We start from the raw sequence: 20,389 nt of genomic DNA, 5'->3' as shown, positions 1-20,389 counted from the left end.
GGACCGACGGCGGGAGCTTACAACTCCACCACCACGTAATCGCTCTCGACCTTTACCGGGATCGTCTCGGCGACATACGGCCCCTTGACCACGCTCGCACCCGGCTCGACATGGGCCGGATAGGCCTTCACGCGGAAGCGGCGGGGGTCGCAGTAGGACTGGCCGGTGCGGATGTCGAACTCCCAGCCGTGCCAGGGGCAGCGGATGATCTCGCCGAGTTTGGTATACTCGATCTCGCCGGGGTCACTGGATTGCGCGAGCCCGATCAGCGGTCCCTCGCACAGCGCCGCGCCCTGATGGGGGCAGCGGTTCATCAGGCCGAAATATTCGCCCTTGATGTTGAAGACCGCGATCGGCCGCCCGTCGATCTCCAGAAATTTTCGCGTGCCGGGCGGCAGTTCATCCACCGCGGCGATGACGTGTCTTGCCATCAAGAAATGCCGTACAGCTTCTTCGCATTGCCCAGATAGAACGCCTCGCGATCGGCCTCGCCGACGCCCGCCGGCAAGACGCGCGACGGCTCGTCATAGTCCCAATGCGGGTAGTCGGTCGCGAACAGCAGACGGTCCCAGCCGATCCACCTGATGACGTCGAACAGATCCTCGCGCCGCTCCGGATCCTCCATCGGCTGCGTCGTGTACCACACCTGCTCGCGGATATATTCCGACGGCGGCCGTTTGACGTGCGGCACCTCGCTCCTGAGCCGCTGCCAGACCTTGTCGAGCCGCCACGCCAGTGACGGCGCCCAGCCGAAGCCGGCTTCGATCATCACCATCTTCAATTTCGGGAAGCGCTCGAACACGCCCTCCAGCACTAGGCTCGCAAGCGCCGATTGCTGGCACTGCGAGTGGCCGACCATCTCCTCGATGTAGTAGCTCGGCCAGCCCGACGGCGTGATCGGGTTGCCGCCGAAGCCGAAGGCGTGGACGCCGACGGGAAGGCCGGCCTCTTCCGCGGCCTGATAGATCGGCCAGTAGCGGCGCTGTCCGAGTGGCTCGACATTGCGGCTGAGCAAGAGCACCTGCACGAAATTCTTGTCGCCGGCGCGCTCGCGGATTTCGGCCGCGGCCGACGGCCCGTCCTCATTGCCGACGACGATGGACGCCTTCAGCCGCTTGTCCTTGCTGGTCCATTTGTCGATCTGCCAGTCGTTGATCGCCGAGCACAGCGCCGCCGAGAGCTCGTGATTGCGGATGCCCTGTCCGGTGTTGAGCGGATTGAGCACGCCGAGCTGCACGTTGTTGGGATCGAGCAACTGCTTCTGCATGAAGGAGAGCGAAGAGCCCTGCGGCCCGCCTTCCGGCGGATAGGCGTCGCGGCGCGAGGCGTTGGGCTGAGCCTTCGGATAGGGCGGGCCCTCCATCATGCCCTGATAGGCATGGACGCCGTAGACTTCGAGATGATGCTGCCAGCGTTTGGCGAGATAGGGATAGAGCTCGGCGCGGGTCGCGCGTGCCGGATGGATGTCGCAGTCCGCGATCGCGGTTTTGACGGTCAGTGGGGAAGCGGCTTCGGAGCTTTCGCGGAACTGAATATTCATCGCCTTGCCTCCTTTGGCAGCGGGCTAGGTCAGGCGGGGATAGGTTGCATGCGGATTGTTGATCATGATCTTGCGCACGAGATCGGGGGTTAGACCTTCGGGCAGCGCGTCCTGGCCGTCGAACTGCCAGTGCGGGTAGTCGGTGGAGAATAGAACCAATTCATCCGACTGCATATGATCAAACAGGCGAATTAATGTCGCCTCATCCGGCGGCGCATCGAACGGCTGTAACGAGAAGCGGATGTTGCTGCGCACAATGTCCAGCGGCGCGCGATCGACCCACGGCGTCTCCATCCGCACGCCGCGCCAGAACTTGTGAAGGCGCCAGAGAAAGGGGGAGATCCAGGAGACGCCGGATTCCAGCATCACCATCTTCAAGCGCGGATATCTGGCGAACACGCCCTCGACGATCAGGCTGGTGAGCTGGGTCTGGAACGCCTGGGCCTGACCGACATAGTCCTCGATGTGATAGGAACCCCACCCCACAGCCGTCGGCGGATTGTGATAGGCGGAACCGGCATGCACGCCGATCGGCAGCTCCAGCCGTTCCGCCGCCTCGTAGATCGGCCACAGCGCGCGCTTGCCGAGGGGCGTGTCGCCCATCACCAGCATCAGCACCTGCACGAAGCGGCGGTCCTGCGCGCAGCGCTCGACCTCGGCGACGGCCTTCTCGATGCTTTGCGTGGGGATCACGATCGAGCCGCGCAGCCGCGGATCGCGATCGAGCCATTCTTTCGCGAGCCACTCGTTCAGCGCGCGGCAGAAGGCGGCCTGCAGATCCTCCGAAAACACCATCTGCACGCCATAAAGCGGATTGCAGATGGCGTGCGAGAGCTGGAAGGGATCGAGCACATGGCGCTGCATGTCCGCCAGGCTCTCGCCCGGCTTGCCGCTTTCAGGGCGCCAGTCGGGCCGCGCCGTGATCGGCGAGTTCTGCGGATAGGACTGCGAGATGAGATCGACCATGCCGCGCGTCGTCACCTGATCGCGCCAATAGTCATTCAGGTACGGCAGCAGGCTGGTCAGATGCGGCACGGCCGGATGCACATCGCAATCCACCCCGCCGGCGATCAGGGACGCCATGACGTCTCCCTTTTACGTTTCCTCTTGACGTTCCGCTTGCGCAGCGCTTAGCCGCGCCGTCTTGCGCCTGCCATTCAAGCAGGCCTGCCCGTCGTCCGCAACTCGGCCAATGGCGCTGTCATATGCTAGGAAGGCACAGCTCGGTTGCGAGGATCAGAGGTGCAGGACATGAAAGAGCTCGTCTGTATTGCGGAACAGGTCGCGGCGAAACTGATCGCGCGCAAACAGACCATTGCCGTGGCCGAATCCTCCACCGGCGGCCTGATCGCGGCCAGCCTGCTCGCGATGCCCGGCGCGTCCGCCTACTTCCTCGGCGGCGCCGTGGTCTACACCCGCGACGCCAGGCGCGTGCTGATGGATATTTCGGACGGAGGAATGAAGGGCTTTCGCTCCTCGTCGGAGCCCTACGCGCAACTGTTGGCCGAGCAGATGCGCGGCCGCTTCAACTGCGACTGGGGCCTGTCCGAGACCGGCGCCGCCGGTCCCACCGGCAACCGCTACGGCGATGCGGCAGGCCACAGCTGCATGGCGGTTGCCGGTCCCGCCGCAGAGGTGATGACGCTGGAGACAGGCAGCAACGACCGCTTCGCCAACATGCAGACGTTCGCGGCGACAGCGTTGAATTTGCTGTTGAAGAACTTGGACCGGTGACCTCCGGGCGCGCGAAGCATCGAGCCGGAATCTGGCAGCTGTTCTGCACCGTCATTGCGAGGAGCTCTTGCGACGAAGCAATCCAGTGTCCCTCCGCGGATGGATTTCTGGATTGCTTCGCTTCGCTCGCAATGACGAGCACTTAATCATCAAACCTCTTCGGCGGCACGAACCCGCCGAACTCGCGTTCGATCAGCGCGGCGAGCTTCAGCGGCGTGCGGTCCTCGAGGAATGGCCCGATGATTTGAACGCCGACCGGTAGGCCGTCCTTCGACAGACCGAGCGGAATAGCCGTTGCAGGCAGGCCCGTCAGTGTGGCGATGCCGGGCCAGGCGAGCTGGTCCGGATAGGCAAAGTCCTTGCCGTCGATGTTGATCCGGCGCGCCTCCTGCTGCGGCGAATGATCATGCGGGTAAGCGGGGGTAGGCATGATCGGGCAGATCACCGTATCGAATGTCCTGAACAAATGCCGCCATTGCGCGCGCAGGCCGGCGCGAGCGCCCTCGTCGAACACCCAGGCCTGATGTGTGCTGGTCATGCCACGCAGCCGCTCGGCAGACAGGCCTTTGTCTTCTGGTGAGAGCTGCGCTGCCCCGGCACGCGCGCCGGCGAGAATGTCCGGCGGAAGGAAGGCGCCCAGAAAGCCCATCAGCATGCGCATGTAGAGGCGAGAGGACTCCGTGAAGTCGGGAAACAGCGGGCTTTCGCGGGTGATGCTCGCACCTGCGCCCGCCAATTGTTCCGCCAGCTTCTCGATCGCGCTGCGGATGTCGGCATTCGCAGGCAGCAACGGGTGGCTGTCGATCACCAGCACGCGGAAATCCTTTAGCGCGTCGTGTCGCGCCTCCGGCAGCGCGAGCTTGTATCCGATGCCCAGGTCCAGCGGATCGGGGCCTGCCATCACGTCGAGGAGCAGGGGCAGATCGGCTGCGCTCCGCGCCATCGGACCGATCACCGCCATATCGCGCTCCATCGGGATCGCTGGAAACGGCGGCGGCGTGTGGCCACGCGTCGGACAGAGATTGTAGGTCGGCTTGTGCGCATAGACCCCGCAATGGAAGGCGGGCACGCGCAGCGAGCCGCCGATGTCGGACCCGAGCGAGAGCGGTCCGTAGCCTGCCGCGAGCGCCGCAGACGAGCCGCCCGACGAGCCACCGGGCGTGCGGCCGAGATCGAACGGATTGTTCGTCGTGCCGTAGATATCGTTGTAGCTCTGCCAATCCCCGAGCCCAACGGGAACGTTGGTCTTGCCGAGGATAACGCCGCCAGCGTTCTTCACCCGGGTGATCGACAGCGCGTCCTCCGTCGGCTTGAAATCCTTCTGCGGCGTCCAGCCCCAGGTCGTGGGCAGGCCGGCGACGTTGTAGGATTCCTTCACCGTGATGGGGAGGCCAAGCAGCGGCTTCCGCTCGCCGCGCGCCAATGCGGCGTCCGCCTCGCGCGCGGCGCCAAGCGCGCGATCAAAATCCCGGACGCAGATCGCATTGACCTTGCCGTCGTGGCGTTCGATGCGGTCGATCGCATCCTGCGTGAGCTCGACCGACGAGACCTTCTTCGCGGTCAATGCGGCCGACAGCTCGACCGCACTCTTGAAACTCCAATCCGACTTGGCCACGGCGCTTCTCCTGCTCTTATTGCCGGAGGGATGATGCGCAGTTTGGCCGAATGCTGCAACGGCTGTTTGACGGTGATTGATATGCCGCTACAGAGCGTGAGGAGCCTACGCCGCTCCGATCAATACGCCCACCGCCAGCACGATGGCGCCGCCGAGCACGATCTGGAACACGGCCTGGAGGAACGGCGTGTCCATGTAGCGTGAGCGGATAAAGGCGATCGCCCACAATTCGAAGAACACGACGACGCCGGCGATTCCCGTCGCGATCCAGAATGCGTTCGGCCAGCTGTCCGGGACGAGATAAGGCAGGGTGTGGCCGAGGCCGCCGAGCGTCGTCATCGCGCCGCAGGTGATGCCGCGCAGCCATGGCGAGCCGCGCCCCGAGAGCGATCCGTCGTCGGACAGCGCTTCGGCGAATCCCATGCTGATGCCGGCGCCGATCGAAGCCGCGAGGCCCACCAGAAACGTTTGCCAGTTCTGATGCGTGGCGAAGGCCGCCGCGAACAGCGGCGCCAGCGTCGAGACCGATCCGTCCATCAGGCCGGCGAGGCCGGGCTGCACATATTGCAAGACGAACGTCCGCCGCCGCGTGCGATCCTCCTCGGCGCGCACGTCCGGCTTGAGGATCTCGTCGGTGAGCGCGGCGGCGCGATTCTCGTGATGCTTCTCCTCCTCGGCGAGGTCGCCGAGCAGGCGGCGCACGCCGACATCCTCGGCCTGCTCGGCGGCGCGCGCGTAGAAGCGCTCGGCTTCGAACTCCATCGTCTCGACCTCTTTGCGGATCGTGTCGAGCGTCAGGTTCTTGGTCAGCCAGATCGGGCGCCGGCGCAAAAAGCCTTTGACGTCCTCGCGGCGGATTGGCGGCAGATGCTGACCGAAGCGCTCTTCGTAGAGTTTGAGCAGACGACGCCGGTGGCCGCGTTCCTCCTCGGCCATCTCCTCGAATATCTTGGCCGTGTCCGGATAGCGCTCCCTGAGATCCTCGGCGAAGGTCATGTAGATGCGGCTGTCTTCCTCCTCGGAGGAAATCGCGACCGCGAGCACCTCGCGTTCGGTCAGATCGGCAAAGGTCTTCACGGTAGCCCTGTCTCGATAGTTTAGAATTATTCTAAACTATATAAGGCGTCAGGGTTCCCGGGTCAAATCAGGCCGGGCGGCTCTTCGCCAGGAAATCGAGCAGCAGACGGCTCACCTCGGCAGGCTGCTCCTGTTGCACCCAATGTCCGGCGCCATCGACGAGGTGGCAGCCGAGCAGCTTCGTGCAAGTCCGCGCCTGCATCGCTTCAAACACGCCGGGACGCTGATAGGTGCCCCAATCCTGCTTGCCCGAGATGAAGCAGGAGGGGACGTCGATGCTGCGGCCGGCCAACAATTGCAGCTGGCTGTTGAATGCGCCAGATGTGCCACAGCGATACCATTGCAGGCCGCCCTGGAATCCGGTGCGGCCATATTCGGCGCTGTAGTAGGCGAGCTCGCGGTCGGGCAGCCATTGATTGGCAGCGATCGTAGCCGGCGAGGGCATCTCCTTCGCCACCGTCTCGGCCATGGTCTCGTTCAGGTCCATCACATAATAGGTCGGCAGCTTCGCCAGCTCGTTCGCCGACCAGGATTTCAGCGGATACGGCTTGTTGCCGGTCCAGTCCGCGCTTTTGTGATGATAATAGGCGCGCAGAACATCATGCACGCCCTGCGGCGCGCGGTGCATGTCGGCATTCGCCGCGCGCGTCGCATAGTACCATTGATAATGCTTGCGCGGACGCGGCAGCGCGGCGAGCTCGCGATGCACGGGATCTTCGACCGGTGGCTTTGCCGGCGTGTCGATCGTGTCGAACGGCAGCGGCGGCGCTCCGCCGAACGGCGCACTCATCATCGCCACCGAACGAAACACGTCGGGCCGCATCAGGGCGCACCACGCAGCGACCGGGCTGCCGAAATCATGTCCGATCACGTCGACCTGCCTGTAGCCGAACGCCGACACCAGCCCCAGCGCGTCACGCACCAGGTTGAAGAGCGAAAAGGGCGCGAGATCGCTATCGTACTCCGCGCTCCACCCCGTCGTCCGGCCGTAGCCGCGCTGGTCCGGGGCGATCACGTGATAGCCCGCCGAGCCAAGCGCCGGCATCACCTTGCGCCAGGAGAAGGCAAGCTCGGGAAAGCCGTGCAGCAGCAGGATGCAAGGCCGCCCCTTGGTCTCGAAGCCTGCCTCCAGCACATGCATGCGCAGGCCGTTGATGTCGTCGACATAGCGTGAGCGGATGCCGGCGGGCAGGGGAATATCGGGGAGCGCTGTCATCGTGTCTCTCCACTCGGTGGAATCGCTACACCGCCGCGCAGACGAACCCGTTGCCCTTGCGCCGGATCTTGCCCACCGACGGCGACGGGAAATGCGCGGTGCAGCACAGCGTGTCTGTGTCGCAATAGCGTTCCAGGAAGCTGCGGCGCGTCGTTGCCGCCTGCGTCTGATCGACGTCGAATTTCACCGACATCTCCGGATAGAGCGTCTGGATCGGCGAATGCATGAGATCGCCGCTGAACACCGCGTCGTCCTTGCCGCGACCGAAGGTGAACGCGACATGGCCGGGCGTGTGGCCCGGCGTCGGCAGGATGCGGACGTGGTCGCCGATCTGGTGATCATTGCCGACGATCTCGTGCCGCTTGGCCTCCACCACCGGCAATACACTATCCACGAAGGGCGGCACCGGCCCCTTCGCATTCTGTTCAGTCCAGTAGTCGAACTCCTGCCTGGCGAACACGTAGCGCGCCTTCGGGAAGGTCGGCACCCAGCGGCCGTTCTCGAGCCGCGTGTTCCAGCCGACGTGATCGACATGCAGATGCGTGCACATCACGAAGTCGATGTCGTCAACGGAAAAGCCGGCGCCGGCGAGTCCGCGCAGATAGGTGTCGTCCGTCTTGATGTTCCATTTCGGCCGCTGCGGCCGGGGCTTGTCGTTGCCGATGCAGCTGTCGACCAGAATGGTGTGATGCGGCGTCTTGATGACATAGGACTGAAAGCAGAGGATCAGCGTATCCTGTTCGTCCAACGCATTTGCCTGACGCATCCATGCGCGATTCTCGGACAGCACCTCCGGCGTGAGACCGGGCATGAGGTCTAGCGCCGGCAGGAAGGTCGTCTCCTGCTCGACGACGCGATGGATGGTGAGATCGCCGACCGAGTATTTGAGGCTCATGAGGATTCCCGAGATTTAAGCCGCCGGCGGCACCGAGGTCTTCACGGAGGGCCGTTCCAGCACCTTCTGATGGAAAGCGTCGAGCTTCGGATAGGCCTTGCGCCAGCCGCAATCGGCGAAGCGGAAGTCGGCATAGCCGAGCACGCAGACGAGGCCGATCTGCGAGATGTCGAACGGGCCGTTCAGGACATCAGGCATCTTCTCGAAGCGCGCCATGCCGGTCCAGGCCCGATTCCAATGGTCGTCCGACCAAGCCTGCCATTGCAGGCCCTGCGGCCGCACCATCTTCTCGTAGCGGCACAGCAGCATGGAATCGAGCATGCCGTTGAGCAGGGAATGATTGGTCTTGGCCTGCCAGCGCCGCGGACCGTAGTCGGGGATCAGGCTGCCGCCGACCATCTCGTTGAGATATTCGACGATGACGTAGGAGTCCAAAATGACATCGCCGTCGTTGGTGATCAGCACCGGCAGCTTCTTCAGCGGCGTGATCCGCGAGTAGTCCTCGTTGGGCGTGCCCGGCGCGACGGCTGCCGGCGTGAACTCGATCTTGTCGATCAGCCCGAGCTCGATCGCGGCAATGCGCACCTTGCGGGCAAAGGGCGAGGCGGGAGAGAAGGTGAGCTTCATGGGAAATAACCGCTATCCAGACATACAAACCTCATCCTGAGGAGCGCGCCGTTTGGCGCGTGTCTCGAAGGATGGGCGAGGGAGGCGCTCTCTCGTCACCCGGCGCGAACGTCGGGCGACTGTGTTTGTGTCCATCCTTCGAGACGCGCGCTGTGCGCGCTCCTCAGGATGAGGACGGAGCCTTTACGCCGCGACGATCTCCTGGCGCTGCTCGCCGAGGCCCTCGATGCCGAGCGTGATGACGTCGCCGACGTTGAGGAAGGTCGGCGGCTTCATGCCCAAGCCGACGCCGGGCGGGGTGCCCGTGGTGATGATGTCGCCGGGCAGCAGCGTCATGAACTGCGAGACATAGGAGATGCACTTGGCCATCGAGAAGATCATGGTCTTGGTCGAGCCGGACTGGCGGCGCTGGCCGTTGACGTCGAGCCACATCGACAGGTTCTGCACGTCCTTGATCTCGTCCTTGGTGGCGAGCCACGGGCCGACCGGGCCGAACGTGTCGTGCGACTTGCCCTTGGTCCACTGGCCCAGGCGCTCGATCTGGAAGGCGCGCTCGGAGACGTCGTTGCAGACGCAGTAGCCGGCGACGTGGTTGAGCGCATCGGCTTCCGAGACGTATTTTGCGCGAGTGCCGATGATCGCGGCGATCTCGACCTCCCAGTCAAGCTTGGTCGAGCCGCGCGGCTTCTCGACCGCGTCGTTCGGGCCGGACAGCGAGGTGTTCGCCTTCATGAAAATGATCGGCTCGCTCGGGATCTCAGCGCCGGTCTCTTTGGCATGATCGCTGTAGTTGAGGCCGATCGCCACGAATTTCGAGATGCCGGTAACAGGCGCGCCGAACCGCGGCTTGCCGGAGACGGCGGGCAGCGAGGCGGGATCGAGCGCCGACAGCTTCTTCAGGCTGTCGGGCGAATAGGCCTCGCCGGTCAGGTCTTTCACATGCGCCGACAGGTCGCGCAACTGGCCGGATTTGTCGATCAGGCCGGGCTTTTCCGCACCCTTCTCGCCATAACGAACAAGTTTCATTCTCGTTTCTCCCTGGAATGGACCGATCGGTTGAACAGCTTCATGGAACAGGGCGGCGGGAAATTCAACCGCCGACTGACGCCCGTTGCCGCATTGCTCCCCCTCATCCTGAGGGCCCGCCAAAAGGTGGGCGTCTCGAAGGATGGCCGAGGGCGAGAGCCGGGCCTTCATGGTTCGAGACGCGCGTTCCGCGCTCCTCACCATGAGGAGCAACTTCCTCATCCCAGCGCGTCGAACCCGAACGCGTCCCCATCCCGCTTGATGTGCCCGGCCGAAAAATGCCCGCCGATCACCAGCGTCGGGGTATCGGCAAAGCGGCCGAACAATTCGCGGCGCGTCACCGCCGATTGGCCCTGATCGGAATCCGCGGTCGAGGACCAGCCGAGATGCGCCATCTGGCACGGATGATGGGCGACGTCACCCGTCAACAGTCCTTGCTCACCGTCCGACTGGATCAAAATGCTCATATGCCCGGGGCTGTGGCCCGGGGTCGGGATCATGCTGATCTCGTCGCTTAGCCGGTGGTCGCCCGGGATCAACTCGGCCCGGCCGGCATCGACGATCGGCTTCACGGAATCGCCAAATACGGCCTGCTTGTCCGGCTCGGTGGAGTGATCGCGCCAATGCTCGTATTCGGTCTTGCCGAAGACATAGCGCGCCTTGGGGAAGGTCGGCATCCATTTGCCGTCGACCAGTTTCGTATTCCACCCGACGTGATCGACATGAAGATGTGTGCACAGCACGGTGTCGATGCTCTCGGGCGGAAAGCCCGCCGCAATCATCGTCTCAAGGAATGGCGCGGTGCGGTGGTTCCAGGTCGGGACGTTGCGGCCCTGCTTGTCGTTGCCGAGGCCGGTGTCGACCACGATGCGGCGCGTCGGCGTCTCCACCACCAGCGAATGGATCGACATTTTCAGCCGGCCTTCTTCAGTGGCGAAATGCGGGATCAGCCAGGACAGCTTCTGGATTTCTGCATTGCTCGCCAAGGGCAGAATGAAGCGGGTCGAGCCGACCGTCTCCAATTCCACGACCTTGGTGATTTTGACCCTGCCGACTTTCCACTGCATCCGGCGCATCCCGACGTTCTTGCTTTGGCACGGAACATGCGCAGTTTCGCCGTCAGGCGCAATGGATCATCTGACGTGATGCGGCGTTATCGCGGGAACCCAGGGAAAGCCAAAGGGCCAGCCATGCCAGAGCCAGACATGCCAGAGCTTGCAATCTCCGCCGAGAAGGTCGCCTTCATCATCGAAAAGGCGCGCGAATTCGACGTCAAGGAAGGAAATTCCGATCCAGATTCCGGCTCGAACGCGACGGATGACGATGCGGTCGACATCCTCGAGGATGACGGCTCCGATCCGGTCGTCAACGAACTCGGAAGTTTCATCGTTGCCCTGAACGAGGACGAGCAGATCGATCTCGTCACGCTGACCTGGCTCGGCCGCGGCGACGGCACGGTCGACGAATGGAACGATTTGCGCGCACGCGCCGTGCAGGCGCGCGCCGAGTATCACAGCCCCCGGCGCGAAACGGCGCATTATCTGCTCGGTGAGCCGATGCTGGGCGATCTGCTTGCCGACGGGCTCGACGAATTCGGCATCGACTGGACCGACGGAACCCCAGTCGCCGATTCCTCCAGTTCGAGCCAGCGGGACGAAGACGAACCCACCAAGCAACAGCGGTGATCCTGGCCGATACTAGCGCGCGCAGTCGACGACCACGGTGCCGAGCTTGTCGCCTTTCTCGACGGCGACATGGGCCTGCGCCGTCTCCGACAACGCAAACTGCGCCGCGACCTTGTGGATTCGCGGCCCCGCCGCCAGCCATTTCGAGACGTCGGCCTGCGCCGCCGCAAGCAGCGCCGGCGGCAGCGCGAACAAGACGAGCGAGCGGAGCGTGACGCACTTCTCCATCAGCTCTCGCATCGGCACAGTCGGCGTGCGGTTGCCGTTCGTGGCGTAGACCGCGATTGTCGAATTGATTGCCATCAACTTCAGGGTCGTCGCGATGTTGCCGCCGAAATCGACATCGACCACGTGGTCGACCCCGCGTTCGCCGGTGAAGGCCATCGCCTTGGCAACGACATCTTCGTCCCTGTAATTGACCACGAGATCGGCACCGGCTTGTCGCGCCTGCTCGCCCTTCATCGCCGAGCTGACGGTCGCGATCACCTGCGCGCCGCCCCATTTCGCGAGTTGCACTGCGTAATGCCCTACTGCACCCGCGCCGCCGGTGACCAGCACGGACTTGCCGACGATCGGTCCGTCCGCAAACAGGGAGCACCACGCTGTCATTGCGGGAATGCCCAGCGTCGCGCCTTCCGCAAAAGAGAGATTGTCCGGCAGCGGCGTCACCAGATGCTCGGCAAGCGCGATATGTTCGGCCGCCGTGCCAAAGGCGCGGCCGTTGCGCTGGCCGTTGAACAACCAGACCCTGTCGCCGATCTTGAACCGCGTCGCGCCATCGCCGATCTGGTCGATAAACCCCGCGCCATCGCTGTTCGGAATGACACGCGAAAATTCCTTCGCGCGATAGCTGCCGCCGCGCCGGCCGACATCGGCCGGGTTGACGCCGGAGGCTTCCAGGCGAATACGAACTTCGCCTGGGCCTGCGACCGGCGTCGTCATCTCACCATAGGTGAGGACGTCCGCCGCCGGTCCTGTCTCTTCGTACCAGACTGCCCTCACAGCGTTCCGGGGAAGGCACCGCCGTCGAGCAAAAGGTTCTGACCGGTGATGAAGCCGGCCCTGCTGCCGCACAGGAATGCGCAGGCGTAGCCGAACTCGTCGGGATCGCCGAAGCGGCCCGCGGGATTGAGCTTGGCGCGCTCCGCCAGAACCTGATCCGGCGTGATGCCGCGCTTCTCGGATTCCCCCTTCGCGGTGCTGCGCAGGCGGTCGGTCTCGAACGGGCCCGGCAACAGGCCGTTGATGGTGACGTTATTGATCACGGTCTTGCGCGACAGGCCGGCGATGAAGCCGGTGAGGCCGGCGCGCGCGCCGTTGGAGAGACCGAGAATGTCGATCGGCGCCTTCACCGCGGCCGAGGTGATGTTGACGATGCGGCCGAACCTGCGCGCCATCATGCCGTCGACCGTCGACTTGATCAGCTCGATCGGGGTCAGCATGTTGGCGTCGATCGCCTTGATCCAGTCGTCGCGGGTCCAGTTGCGGAAATCGCCGGGCGGCGGTCCGCCGGCATTGTTGATCAGGATGTCGGGCTCGGGGCAGGCCTTGAGCACAGCCTCGCGGCCGGCCGGCGTCGTGATGTCGCCGACGATCTCGGTGACAGTCACATCAGGATAGGCCTTGCGGATGTCGTCGGCCGTCTTTTTCAAAGCTTCGGCGCCGCGCGCGGTCAGTGTGACGTGAACGCCGGCTTCCGCCAGCGAGATGGCGCAGGCGCGTCCGAGGCCTTTGCTGGATGCGCAGACGATGGCGCGGCGACCTTTGATCCCAAGATCCACTGTTTCACTCCCGTAATGTCATGCAGGTTTTTAGAGCCGCTATTCTAGCCAACCTTGGCGCCGCTGATAAGGGACGGGCTCGCATCAAAATGCATGCAGTCCTGCGCGGCGATGCAAATGCGCCTGATCAGATGCGCCGCTCCTGCTTGAGACGGTCGATCGCGGAGGTCGCCTCCGGCGGCAGCGACTTGAAGCCCATCTGCCCCGCGGCCGAGAACAGCGGCCGTAGATGCGAGCCGGCGAGGAAGGGCGGCTGGCGGTTGGCCGGCACGATCTGGTCGAATACCAGCACCAAGGTGGTGGCGACGAGGCCGACCCTGATGGCGCCGAGCGCGGCGCCCCCGAGCCGGTCGCCGATGCCGGCCTCGCGTATCGTGTCGCTCAGCGCCAGCCGGCCGAGATATCCAAACAGCATGCCGACCACCACGAAGATGCCGAAGAACCAGATCCAGTTCTGAAGCAGCGGCGAATTCGGATTGCCCGCGACCTGCGGGACGATCAGCGGCATCAGCGCGACGGCGATGGGGGCGGCGAGGAGATAGGCGAGGATCGTCATGGCGCTGCCGAGCAGGCCGGTCCTGAAACCGAAGCCGATCGCGATTGCGAGCGCTGCATAGACGGCGAGATCGAAACTGTTCATGCGCGGGAGCCTGCCATGGAACGAATGAACGCAGAACCGATCATTCCGGTTTCAGATCGTTAAAATCGTCTGTATTGATGGCTGCAAAGCTCAGGGATCGCGCCCCAAGGAAACGTCAAGGAACGCGTCATGTCAGACCTATTCGACGTCAGTCGAGAAACCATCCTCGTGACAGGCGCGAGCCAGGGCCTGGGGCGGCAATTTGCCCGGGTGCTGGCAGCGCATGGCGCGGCCGTCGCGCTCGCGGCGCGGCAGACCGACAAGCTGAAGAGCCTGGAAGAAGAGATCCGCGGCAAGGGCGGCCGTGCCGCCGCAGTCGCGCTCGACGTCACCGACACCGCATCGATCGCCAGGGCCGTCGACGCCACGGAAGCCGCGCTGGGTCCGGTCACGGTGCTGATCAACAATGCCGGCATCGCGATCGAAAAGCTCGCGACCGAGCAGACCGAGGCCGATTGGGACGCGGTGATCGGCGCCAATCTCAAGGGCGCCTATTTCCTCGCGACCGAAATCGCGCGGCGGATGATCGCGCGCAAGCAGGAAGGCAACATCGTCAACATTGCCTCCGTGCTCGGCACCGGCGTTTTGAAGGCGGTGTCGCCTTACGCGATTTCCAAGGCTGGCATCATCCAGGCGACCAAGGCGATGGCGCTGGAGCTCGCGGGACAAAACATCCGCATCAACGCGCTGGCGCCCGGCTACATCGACACCGAGATGAACCACGCATTCTGGTCGACGCCGCCGGGCGAGCGCCTGACCAAGCGCATCCCGCAGCGCCGCATCGGTGCCGAGTCCGATCTCGACGGCGCGATTTTGCTGCTGGCCTCGAAGGCGTCGCGGTACATGACGGGCAGCGTTATCACCGTCGACGGTGGTTTCCTGCTCAATTGAGCTACCACATCTCCGCCCTGATCATCTCCGCCGCCTTCTCCCCGATCATGATTGTCGGCGCATTGGTGTTGCCGCCGATCAGCGTCGGCATGATCGAGGCGTCGACGACGCGCAGACCCTCGACGCCATGCACCTTCAATGCCTGATCGACCACGGCCATCGCATCCGTCCCCATCCTGCAGGTGCCGACGGGGTGATAGACGGTGTCGACGCGCTCGCGCAGGATGGTGCGGATGTCGTCGTCCGTTCTCACGTCAGACGTGAACATGTCCTTCTTCTGCAACGCGCGCATCGCGGGCGTCTCCATCAGCCGTCGCGTGGTCTTGAATCCCGCGACCATCGTCTCGAGATCCTCCGCCTCGCCCAAAAAATTCGGATCGATCATCGGCGCTGCCAGCGGATCGGCGCTTTTCAGCCAGACGCTGCCACGGCTCTTCGGTCGCAACAGGCAGACATGGCATGAGAAGCCCGCCTCCTTGTGCTTCTTGCGGCCGTGGTCGTCGAGCATCGCGATGATGAAATGCAGCTGGATGTCGGGCACATCGAGGTCGGCTCGGGTCTTCAGGAAGCCGCCACACTCGGCGAAATTGGTGGTCATCAGGCCGCGCCGCTCCCGGCGGTATCGCTGGATGGCGCGGAGCAGGGATGGCAGCCGACTGATCGATGAGTGGACGAAGTGCGGATAGTCGGAGGCGTAAACGAACACGAAGTCCGGATGATCCTGCAGATTGCGTCCTACGCCCGGCAGGTGATGCACGACGCCGATACCGTGCGCTCGAAGCGCCTCGCCATCGCCTATGCCCGACAGCATCAGCAATTGTGGTGACTGGAAGGCGCCGGCGGCGAGGATCACCTCGCGGCGGGCGCGCAGCTGCTTTGTCTGCTTGCCCTGCATATATTCGATGCCGACCGCGCGCCCGCCCTCGAACAGGATGCGCGTGGCATGCGCCTGCGTCTCGACACGCAGATTCGCGCGCTTGTCCATGTAGGGATGCACATAGGCGCGTGCTGCGCTCCAGCGCTCGCCATTATGCTGCGTCACCTGGTAGCTGCCGAGCCCTTCGTGGTCGTCTTCATTGAAGTCCTCGCGAATGCGGAACTGCGCCTCGCGGGCGGCCTGATGGAAGACGTCATGGATCGGATTGTCCGAGCGCAGCCTGTTGACATGCAGCGGGCCGCCCTTGCCATGATACGCGCCGTCGAAATCGGTGTTGTTCTCCGAGCGCTTGAAATAGGGCAGCACGTCCGCGTACGACCAGCCGGCATTGCCGAGCGAGGCCCAGTGGTCGTAGTCCCATTTGTTGCCGCGGATGTAGACCATGGCATTCATCGCCGAGGAACCGCCGAGCCCCTTGCCGCGCGGTTGATAGCCGATACGGCCGTTCAATCCCTTCTGCGGCACGGTATCGAAGGCCCAGTTCGCTGCCTTGTATGGCAAAGCGAGCCCGAACGGCGTGGTGATCCGCCAATTGTCGTTCGGACCGCCGGCGTCGAGCAGCGCCACGGATGTCGCCGCATCCTCCGAGAGCCGCCCCGCCACCGCGCAACCGCCCGAGCCCGCGCCCACGACGACGAAATCGAATGTGTCAGTCACTGATATTTCCCCCACGCAAGTTCTTTGTTCTTTCGTCATTGCGAGCGAAGCGAAGCAATCCAGACCGACACCGCGGAGGGATTCTGGATTGCTTCGCTGCGCTCGCAATGACGGGTGCTGAGACCTTACGACATGAACCGCATCATCTTCTCCAGCCGCGCGATCTTGCCGCCGTAGGGCGGATAGAGGTCGGCGAGGCGGTTGAATTTCGAGCGATAGAACACCGGCTTCAGCTTGCTGAACGTGCGAAAGCCCCATTCGCCGTGATAGGCACCGGTGCCGGATGCGCCGACGCCGCCCATCGGTTGGTTGATTTGCGCGAAGTGAAACAGGCAGTCGTTGATGGTGACGCCGCCGGAGACGGTGCGCGCCAGCACCTCGTCGCGCGCAATGCGGTCCTTGCCGAACCAGTACAGCGCCAGCGGCCGGTCACGCCGGTTGACGAAGGCGATGGCGTCGGCTGGTTCGCGATAACCAAGCACCGGCAGAACAGGGCCGAAAATCTCCTCCTGCATCACCGCCATCGCCTCGGTCGCGCCTACGATCAGCGTCGGCGGGAATTTGCGGTGCGCCTTCCAGTTGGGATCGTTAGCCTTCGCCGGCTGCAAAATCTTTGCGCCGCGGCTTGCCGCATCGGCGACGAGATTTTCCAGCCGCGCATAATGCCGGTCGGAGATCACGGAGGTGTAGTCCTTGTTGGCGGGATCGGTGCCGAACATGCGCCGCATCTGCGCGCGCACTTTTTCGGCGAAGGCCTGCAACGAGCGCTCGGGCACCAGCACATAGTCGGGCGCGATGCAGGTCTGCCCGGCATTGAGCAGCTTGCCGTAGGCAATGCGCTCGGCCGCTTCTTCGAGATCGGCGGAGGCGTCGATGATCGCCGGCGATTTGCCGCCGAGCTCGAGCGTGACGGGCGTCAGATTGCGTCCCGCGGCCTCCGCGACCAGCCGCCCGACCCGGCTCGAGCCGGTGAACACGAGATGATCGAACGGCAGGTGTGCGAAGGCCTTTGCGACCTCGTCCTCGATGCCGGTGACGAGCACTTCCGCGGCATCGAATTTTTGCGCGATCGTCTCCCTCAGCAGGCCTGCGAAGTGCGGCACCAGCTCGCTCGGCTTGATGATGACACGGTTGCCGGCGGCGAGCGCGCCGATCGCAGGCGCGAGCGTCAGCTGGAGCGGATAATTCCAGGGCGCGATGATGCCGACGACGCCGAGCGGCTGCGGCATCAGCCGGTTGCGCGCGGGCAAAAATTGCAGCGCGGTGGCGATGCGCTGCGGCGCCATCCAGCTCTTCAGATGCTTGGTGGCATGCCGGATCTCGGAGAACACCATCATCGTTTCGGCGATGGTGGTCTCGACCGCGGAGCGGTGGCCGAAATCGGCCGAGATCGCCTGCCGGAAGCGCTCCTCGTTGTCCGCGACCACGGCACGCAGCCGCGCCAGCCGGTCGAGCCGCTCGGCAAGGTCAGGCGCCGGCTCGGCCCGCGACCGCGCGACCATGGCATGAAAGGCGTCCTCCAGCGCTCGAAGCGGGGCGCTCGGCAGGGATTTGTCCAAGGATTTGTCCAAGGATCGGTCCAAGCCGTGGTCCATGGCGTTCTCCCTCTTAAGTGGCGTTTTTGCCTGGTTTTGTTGCCGCAAGCTGGCCCTTTGTGGAACTTCTGGCAAGAGCGCGCCAAATGGCCGGAGATTGGCCCAGCTCGCTGTCATAAAGTCGAAAAAATCGTCCCGCAGCCCTTTCCAAAGGCACCCCGGGTTGGTACATACCGCCCGCACCCAACGGGCTTTGCCCGGGGTCGCCTTCCAAGGAAGCCTTTGGGACGGACGAAGCAAGCCACGCGAGCAGCGTCGGCCCTCCATCCACCGTCCCTCGGCATTTCACGAAGGCAAGCAACGGTTTAACGCGGGGTGGAGCAGCCCGGTAGCTCGTCAGGCTCATAACCTGAAGGTCATAGGTTCAAATCCTATCCCCGCAACCAAGATCGGACTTTACCGGTTCGGATGAGAAAATGGCCCGCGTTGAGCGGGCCATTTTTGTTTTTGGGGCATGGTCGCGCCGACCACCTCAGGCCAGGATCAGGTCCTTCGAACCGTGCGCCTTTTCAGGCGGCTAAACGCTGCGCCCGCGAAGCGCAGCAGCAATTGCGATGATTGCTCGTGACCAATTAAGCGCAGTCCAGCAGTGTCACAGTAATAGCCGGTCATTCGAAGCCACCGACTATTACGCCTCAGATAAGCCGGGCGAATGGGACGGGTACGAGCCCGACAATATCGATTGACTACATATCGCCTTCAGGAAGCTGCGCCACCACTTGTTCTACTGACCTGCGCCATTTCGCGAAGCAATTGTAATTTCTCGGACCTGTTTGCGCCGCTTTTTCCGGTCTATGCGGGTTTGTTTGGCAGCGGCAGCTTTAGCAGAGTTCGTTGCCTTCTTCGTCAGCAACTCATCGAATACGTCGATGTGCTTGTCGAGCAACATCTGACAGTAGTCCCAGCGCTCTTGCGAGTCTCGCTTTCTACCTTCGTATTCTGGTGCTTCCGTCCAAAACTTAGCAATTTCCTGGAGCGAGGAGCGGGCATTCCGAGTGTAATAATTGAACGTCCATTCGCGCGACGTTTTGTCAATAGGGTACGATATCGCGTTGTCTTCAATAACCCGTTCGAGGAATAGCCTCCCATGGTCGAAGACGTCAGCGCGTCTGCCGGTTTTGTCTGCGAGGAATGCGGCGCGCCAAAGCGAAAAAGTGACAGCGATCAGATCTTGAGCAGCACGTGCAAAGCGTTTTGTTTTCCAAGTGTCTTTGTATTTCTCAAACAGTGCAAGCAGCCGCAGGGCGCTCGCTTGATTCTTCGCGCGACTTTTGATCGCCCATTCAAGGTGCTTCAGCTTAGACGCGGCCATTGTTTTCTCTTACTTCTTAGCGAAAATGCGGTAGTTCGGCTGCGGCACTTGTCTGCGAGGCTCCCAATCTGGAAATTCCAATATGTCATCCTTCCGCAGTTGAGCCGCAATTCGGTTTAATCTCGTCAATCGAACAACATGTTTGGATAAGATTTTCGGCCACAGATCTTTATAAAGCACGGGAGCCGATCTATCGGGCGCTAATGCGATGAGCGCATCGCGTGCGGACTTTTCTTGAGATTTCAAAAATTCATCGGCCTCATTCCCTGCCATTTCGCGTAACGAGGCGAACATTTCTCCTTGACCGGTTTTCTCTTCGGCTTTGCCCACTTTGGTCTCAGCGCGTGTCTTCGCCTGCGCTTCCAAAGCCTTGACTTGGCAATCGCGAAAAACTTCAAGGCCTATATCGTGACGCGTTCCATACAGCAGTGAGTAGAGCGGGCGATCCTTATCGGGCCGCAAGATCGTTGTTTCGCAGACATACTTATATTGCCCGATCGCGATCATTGCATTTTCGAACGCGCCAACAAGAATTGCTTTTCGCTCGTCTGATGTGTTGGCCTTTGCGAATGCACTGCGCCAAGAGCTGGATATGAATAGCTCGTCCAAGCCTGCGATCACCAACGGATCGTCGATACTCGCTGCCCGATTGATAAATTCGAACATGAAGTTGAACAGAACTTCTGAATTCGGCCGAGAAAGTAGCGGCTGAATTGCCTTCAGGCGTATACGCCATCCCTTCGGATCAAGAAGAAAAAACGAAAAGGCCCCTCCGGGAATCTTCGATAGTATCGTTTGAATAAGACTGATGAAGTCTCCCTTAAGCGGGATAATTTCAATGTCGGGAAATTTAGGCGGCAGCTGTTCAAGTTCTTTGAAAGCGGTCGGCGATCTCTCCACCAGGATCGCCGTCATTTTAACATCCCGACCGATCGCTCTCCAGGAAGCTTTTGCGCGTCGTAATGCGCGTAGCGCTATGCCGAATGACGTATCTTCGTGATTTTCGTTGGCGCTTTGCCAAGGTCCGGCAAAACCATCGATATAAACGATCTGGGGGTACGCCGATGCCGTCTTATGAACAAGTGCTTCAAGATACTGCTCGAGAAGCACGTGCTTTACGTATGATTGTTCACGACCTTTGTAGTCGTCGATTGAAACCAT

Annotated in this window: 20 protein-coding genes and 1 tRNA gene; 4 read left to right on the top strand and 17 right to left on the bottom strand. The window is 62.7% G+C overall.

The annotated features are described in order from the left end of the window. Positions 1-17 precede the first annotated feature (17 nt). From ABIB00_RS01420 to ABIB00_RS01410, 3 genes are read right to left on the bottom strand one after another with little or no spacing between them, the layout of a single operon-like run. A complete protein-coding gene (locus tag ABIB00_RS01420) occupies positions 18-431 on the bottom strand; it encodes a Rieske (2Fe-2S) protein (protein WP_008541477.1) in 414 nt (137 codons plus the stop codon). Then, positions 431-1,540: an amidohydrolase family protein gene (locus tag ABIB00_RS01415; RefSeq protein ID WP_354103123.1), complete on the bottom strand. Its 1,110-nt coding sequence runs from the start codon at positions 1,538-1,540 to the stop codon at positions 431-433. Before ABIB00_RS01415 ends, ABIB00_RS01420 begins: the two co-directional genes overlap by 1 nt. 24 nt (positions 1,541-1,564) lie before the next feature. Then, on the bottom strand, positions 1,565-2,623 hold the full coding sequence (locus tag ABIB00_RS01410; RefSeq protein ID WP_354103122.1) for an amidohydrolase family protein: 1,059 nt from the start codon (positions 2,621-2,623) through the stop codon (positions 1,565-1,567). A gap of 168 nt (positions 2,624-2,791) precedes the next feature. Here ABIB00_RS01410 and ABIB00_RS01405 point away from each other — a divergent pair, with 168 nt between their 5' ends. Continuing rightward, positions 2,792-3,274 carry a CinA family protein gene (locus ABIB00_RS01405; protein ID WP_247344137.1) on the top strand — a complete coding sequence of 161 codons (483 nt, stop codon included), beginning with the start codon at positions 2,792-2,794 and terminating at the stop codon, positions 3,272-3,274. Positions 3,275-3,416: 142 nt separating this feature from the next. Here the strand turns inward: ABIB00_RS01405 and ABIB00_RS01400 are convergent, their stop codons facing one another. The 7 genes from ABIB00_RS01400 to ABIB00_RS01370 form a co-directional block, all read right to left on the bottom strand. Continuing rightward, positions 3,417-4,889 (bottom strand): amidase, encoded by a 1,473-nt coding sequence (locus ABIB00_RS01400; protein WP_354103121.1) that lies wholly within the window; start codon positions 4,887-4,889, stop codon positions 3,417-3,419. A 105-nt stretch (positions 4,890-4,994) separates the two neighbouring features. After that, on the bottom strand, positions 4,995-5,966 hold the full coding sequence (gene mbfA, locus ABIB00_RS01395; protein ID WP_247344133.1) for an iron exporter MbfA: 972 nt from the start codon (positions 5,964-5,966) through the stop codon (positions 4,995-4,997). A gap of 67 nt (positions 5,967-6,033) precedes the next feature. Then, positions 6,034-7,182, bottom strand: a complete 1,149-nt coding sequence (locus tag ABIB00_RS01390) for an alpha/beta fold hydrolase (protein ID WP_247344128.1) — start codon at positions 7,180-7,182, stop codon at positions 6,034-6,036. Between the two features lie 25 nt (positions 7,183-7,207). Beyond that, positions 7,208-8,077 (bottom strand): MBL fold metallo-hydrolase, encoded by an 870-nt coding sequence (locus ABIB00_RS01385; protein ID WP_247344125.1) that lies wholly within the window; start codon positions 8,075-8,077, stop codon positions 7,208-7,210. Positions 8,078-8,092: 15 nt separating this feature from the next. After that, positions 8,093-8,704, bottom strand: a complete 612-nt coding sequence (locus tag ABIB00_RS01380; protein WP_247344122.1) for a glutathione S-transferase family protein — start codon at positions 8,702-8,704, stop codon at positions 8,093-8,095. Between the two features lie 183 nt (positions 8,705-8,887). Further along, positions 8,888-9,730: a fumarylacetoacetate hydrolase family protein gene (locus ABIB00_RS01375; protein ID WP_247344120.1), complete on the bottom strand. Its 843-nt coding sequence runs from the start codon at positions 9,728-9,730 to the stop codon at positions 8,888-8,890. A 218-nt stretch (positions 9,731-9,948) separates the two neighbouring features. Next, positions 9,949-10,797: an MBL fold metallo-hydrolase gene (locus ABIB00_RS01370; RefSeq protein ID WP_354103120.1), complete on the bottom strand. Its 849-nt coding sequence runs from the start codon at positions 10,795-10,797 to the stop codon at positions 9,949-9,951. Between the two features lie 138 nt (positions 10,798-10,935). On the opposite strand from ABIB00_RS01370, the gene ABIB00_RS01365 reads away from it, so the two are divergent. Then, a complete protein-coding gene (locus tag ABIB00_RS01365) occupies positions 10,936-11,415 on the top strand; it encodes a DUF3775 domain-containing protein (protein WP_247344113.1) in 480 nt (159 codons plus the stop codon). Between the two features lie 12 nt (positions 11,416-11,427). Here the strand turns inward: ABIB00_RS01365 and ABIB00_RS01360 are convergent, their stop codons facing one another. The 3 genes from ABIB00_RS01360 to ABIB00_RS01350 form a co-directional block, all read right to left on the bottom strand. Continuing rightward, positions 11,428-12,417, bottom strand: a complete 990-nt coding sequence (locus tag ABIB00_RS01360) for an NADPH:quinone reductase (protein WP_247344111.1) — start codon at positions 12,415-12,417, stop codon at positions 11,428-11,430. Beyond that, positions 12,414-13,196, bottom strand: coding sequence for an SDR family oxidoreductase (locus tag ABIB00_RS01355; protein WP_354103119.1), 783 nt, complete (start codon positions 13,194-13,196; stop codon positions 12,414-12,416). The genes ABIB00_RS01360 and ABIB00_RS01355 overlap by 4 nt, the downstream gene beginning before the upstream one ends. Positions 13,197-13,323: 127 nt before the next feature. Next, positions 13,324-13,836, bottom strand: coding sequence for a CvpA family protein (locus ABIB00_RS01350; protein ID WP_247344106.1), 513 nt, complete (start codon positions 13,834-13,836; stop codon positions 13,324-13,326). Positions 13,837-13,965: 129 nt separating this feature from the next. On the opposite strand from ABIB00_RS01350, the gene ABIB00_RS01345 reads away from it, so the two are divergent. Beyond that, complete coding sequence (locus ABIB00_RS01345) at positions 13,966-14,727, top strand: SDR family oxidoreductase (RefSeq protein ID WP_247344103.1); 762 nt, start codon at positions 13,966-13,968, stop codon at positions 14,725-14,727. 1 nt (position 14,728) lies between these two features. Here the strand turns inward: ABIB00_RS01345 and ABIB00_RS01340 are convergent, their stop codons facing one another. Both ABIB00_RS01340 and ABIB00_RS01335 read right to left on the bottom strand, forming a co-directional pair. After that, the gene (locus ABIB00_RS01340) at positions 14,729-16,321 is read right to left on the bottom strand and encodes a GMC family oxidoreductase (protein ID WP_354103118.1); all 1,593 of its coding nucleotides are present in this window, start codon (positions 16,319-16,321) and stop codon (positions 14,729-14,731) included. A 125-nt stretch (positions 16,322-16,446) separates the two neighbouring features. Then, positions 16,447-17,916: a coniferyl aldehyde dehydrogenase gene (locus ABIB00_RS01335; RefSeq protein WP_354103117.1), complete on the bottom strand. Its 1,470-nt coding sequence runs from the start codon at positions 17,914-17,916 to the stop codon at positions 16,447-16,449. A gap of 309 nt (positions 17,917-18,225) precedes the next feature. Here ABIB00_RS01335 and ABIB00_RS01330 point away from each other — a divergent pair. Beyond that, a tRNA-Met gene (locus ABIB00_RS01330) sits at positions 18,226-18,302 on the top strand. 338 nt (positions 18,303-18,640) lie between these two features. Here ABIB00_RS01330 and ABIB00_RS01325 read toward each other — a convergent pair. Then, positions 18,641-19,228, bottom strand: coding sequence for a hypothetical protein (locus tag ABIB00_RS01325; RefSeq protein ID WP_354103116.1), 588 nt, complete (start codon positions 19,226-19,228; stop codon positions 18,641-18,643). A gap of 9 nt (positions 19,229-19,237) precedes the next feature. Next, positions 19,238-20,389 carry a three-Cys-motif partner protein TcmP gene (gene tcmP, locus ABIB00_RS01320; protein ID WP_354103115.1) on the bottom strand — a complete coding sequence of 384 codons (1,152 nt, stop codon included), beginning with the start codon at positions 20,387-20,389 and terminating at the stop codon, positions 19,238-19,240.

Origin of the sequence: Bradyrhizobium sp. LB14.3, assembly GCF_040547985.1 — a bacterium.
In the GTDB taxonomy this organism is placed as follows: domain Bacteria; phylum Pseudomonadota; class Alphaproteobacteria; order Rhizobiales; family Xanthobacteraceae; genus Bradyrhizobium.
This window is presented reverse-complemented; position numbering and strand designations above follow the sequence as displayed.